The organism is Promineifilum sp. (SeqCode), from assembly GCF_041918635.1.
GTDB lineage: Bacteria > Chloroflexota > Anaerolineae > Promineifilales > Promineifilaceae > Promineifilum.
This window is the reverse complement of the sequence record NZ_JAYRVJ010000352.1, coordinates 1-3,149: the sequence shown is the minus strand read 5'-3', so window position 1 is coordinate 3,149 and position 3,149 is coordinate 1. Positions and strand designations below refer to the sequence as shown.

Here is a 3,149-nt window from a genome sequence, read left to right as displayed (position 1 = left end):
CCCAGAATGTGGGCCTGGTAGATCAAGGCCCAGTTCATCATCAGACCCAGTGTGGCCTCCTCGGTCGTGCGCGGGCCGAGGCCCAGAACCGACAACTGCGCCTCGGCCAGAATGCCGGCGGAAATCTGCAGAATGAGGGCCATGACCACGTACGAGGCGATGTAGGGCAGGATGTCTCGCGAGAGGATGTGGGCGAGGGAGTGGCCGGACAGCTTCGACAGGTTGACGTGATCGCGGTTGCGCAGCGAGATCACCTGGGCGCGCACGGCGCGCGCCGTCCATACCCACGAGGTCAGGCCGATGACCACGGCAATCACGAACGGGCCACGCTGCTCCTGACCGATACTGAACGAGATCAGGATCAGCAGCACGAAGCTGGGAATGACGATGAACAAGTTGGTGATGAACGTGATCACGTCGTCAACGATGCCGCCGACGTAGCCGGCGACGAGGCCCAGGATCAGGCCGATGATCGTGGCGATTACACCGGCCACGAAGCCGATGCGCAGCGAGACGCCTATGGCCGAGACCAGCTCGGTCAGCACGTCCCGGCCGAAGTTGTCCGTCCCCAGCGGCAAGACGCGCACGTTGGCCACCTCGCGGATGTTGACGTACTGTGTCGGTTCCACCGTGCCCGCCGCCTCCAACGCGCCCGTCTCGGGGTTACTGGCGGCGATGGTGACTCCCTCGGTGGAAAGTAGCCCCTGAAGCGATTTGTTGAGGCGGATATAATAGTTGCGGTCAGCGTTGGTCATACCCGAGATTCGCATCGAGGAGTCGAAGTTGTTGACCCACAACCCCAACAGACTCTCGGTGTTGGCGATGTCGATCTCGTCTGCGGCGATGCCCGCGCCCACCAGCCACTCGCGGATAGCCGTGCGGTCCTCATCGCCTAACCGACTGGCAATGCGCTTGGCCGCGGCGTCGTCCAGCATAATCGTGTAGCTGGGCGAACTCATGCTGTCAAGAACGTTCACGTAGATGCCGGGCGGGAAGAAGGTTCCCTGACCGATGATGTCGAGAGGGCCACCCGTGACAATCAGGGGGTAAATAATGACCGTCAGCAGCATCGCCATAAAAATGACGAACCCGGTCACGAACTTTCCAGAGCGGAAGACCTGTCTTAGCGTGTGTTTCATGGCAGCACCTTCCCTTTAGTCCGCCTGGGCGGCCTTGATACGCGGGTCCAGGAAGCCGTAGAGGAGTTCGACCGCAAAGTTGGCCAGCAGCACCATGATGGTGATGATCAGCGTTGTGGCCGAGATGAGCGGGTAGTCCTGGCCCAGCACGGCGGTCAGGATGGTGGAGCCTAGCCCCGGATAGCTGAAGATGACTTCGGCCACCAGCGCGCCGCCAACCATGGTACCCAGGGCCAGCGCCAGGCCGGTGATCTGGGGTAGCATGGCATTGCGAAACACGTAGCGCACGATCTTGTTGTCGTTGATGCCCATGAAGCGGCTGTACTTCACGTAGTCGGCATTCAACTCATAGATCGACATCGAACGCATGCCGATCGCCTGGCCGCCGATGGTGATGATCACGAGCGACCAGAACGGGAGCTGGTAATGGACGATGACCGACCAGATAAAACTCCAGCTCAGGTTGGGGATGAGGTCGAAACCGTAGCCGCCGGAGGTGGGGAACCAGCGCAACGAGACGGCGAAGATGACCAGCAAGATCACGGCCATGCCAAAGGCGGGCAAGCTGCTCAAGAAGAGGCTCACCGGCAGCAGGACGCGGTCGAAATTGCCCCGGCGATAGGCGGCCAGCGCGCCCAGCGCGTTGCCGAGAATCCAACCGACGATGATAGCCGGAAACTGGAGGCCGACGGTCCAAAAGATGGAAGAGCGGAGAACGTCGGCTACCGTGCGCGGGTACTGGCTGATCGAATAGCCAAAGTCGCCGCGCAGCGCGTTGCGCACATAGATGACGAACTGCTCGGAGATAGGCCGGTTGGTACCGAAAAGCTCGGTATACTGCTCATAAATGGCCTGGACGCCCGACGTATTGCTCATGCCCTGAGCCATGCGGGAGACGATGGCCGCCACCGGATCGCCGGGCATCAAGCGCGGCAGCGTGAAGTTCAAGACGAAGGCGACAACCAGCGTGATGAAAAACCAGATCAGCTTTTTACCGAAGTAATTTCGATATCCTTTCAACGCCGCACCTCCTCGCAATACAGGCTTTCGTCTATGGGAAGCTAGTGGGGCGGACTTGGCTCCAGGCTCCAAGCGTGCGCCCGGATGGGCGCCACGACGGTCCTCCGGTCATAAAAACAGCCATGCCCCACCACGGGGCATGGCTGTTTGGTCTAACTTAAGGGTTAGGGATTCACCAGCTCCAGGTTATAGAGGCCGGCGATGCTCCAACCATCGGTCAGGTTGAGCGGCGGGACGGGCGGCTCGGTGCCGTCGCCCTCGTGCGGGAAGTTCGTCCAGACAGTCTCGTTCACGGTGTGGAACGATTGCGGGCGGTACATGAGCGTGAAGGAAGGCACGTCGGTCAGATAAATCTTGACCAGTTCCGTGTACATTTCGTTCAACGCGGCGGGGTCCGTCTCAGCCGGGATGGCCTGAATCAGGGCATCGGCCTCGGGATTGGAGTACTGGCCCCAGTTGCCGTTCCAGTTGCTCGCCATGCCGATGAATTCCGAGCTCATCAGCTTGCGGATGCGGCCCCACGGTTGCGTCGGGCCGGCGCCGTCGCTCCACATCATGAAGATGTCGTAGTCTTCGGGCAGCGGGGCATCCGACTTGGTGACAACCGTCTGGTAGACCGACCACTCGGGGAAGTTGGTGGTGATTTCGATGCCGATTTCCTTGCCGGCGGCGGCGACCACTTCGATGGCGGCCTGCCAGTCCGACCAGCCGTTGGGGCACAGGGCGATGTAGCTGAGATTCTCGCCGTTGTACTCGCGAATGCCGTCGCCGTCGGTGTCGACGATCCCGGCCTCATCGAGCAGCGCGTTGGCGCCTTCGATGTCGTTGCCGGCCCATTGCAGATCGGCCACGGCCTCGTGGTCAAACGTGGCCTGCTCGGCCTCGGTCGGGTTCATCAGCGAGCGCGGAACCTGATCGAACGTGGCCGACTGGTTGGTCATCGCGTTGGCGATGATGGTCGGATAGTCAACGGCCATGGCGATGGCCTTG

At 61.2% G+C, this 3,149-nt stretch carries 3 protein-coding genes; all 3 read right to left on the bottom strand.

Annotation, left to right across the window (positions count from 1 at the left end):
• Positions 1-1,139 (bottom strand): ABC transporter permease (locus tag ACE3UY_RS11210; protein ID WP_374687614.1); only part of this gene is annotated, 1,139 nt, incomplete at its 3' end.
• Positions 1,140-1,154: 15 nt separating this feature from the next.
• Positions 1,155-2,159 (bottom strand): ABC transporter permease, encoded by a 1,005-nt coding sequence (locus ACE3UY_RS11205; protein ID WP_374687613.1) that lies wholly within the window; start codon positions 2,157-2,159, stop codon positions 1,155-1,157.
• 164 nt (positions 2,160-2,323) lie between these two features.
• The coding region (locus ACE3UY_RS11200) for an ABC transporter substrate-binding protein (RefSeq protein WP_374687612.1) at positions 2,324-3,149 on the bottom strand (826 nt) is incomplete at its 5' end.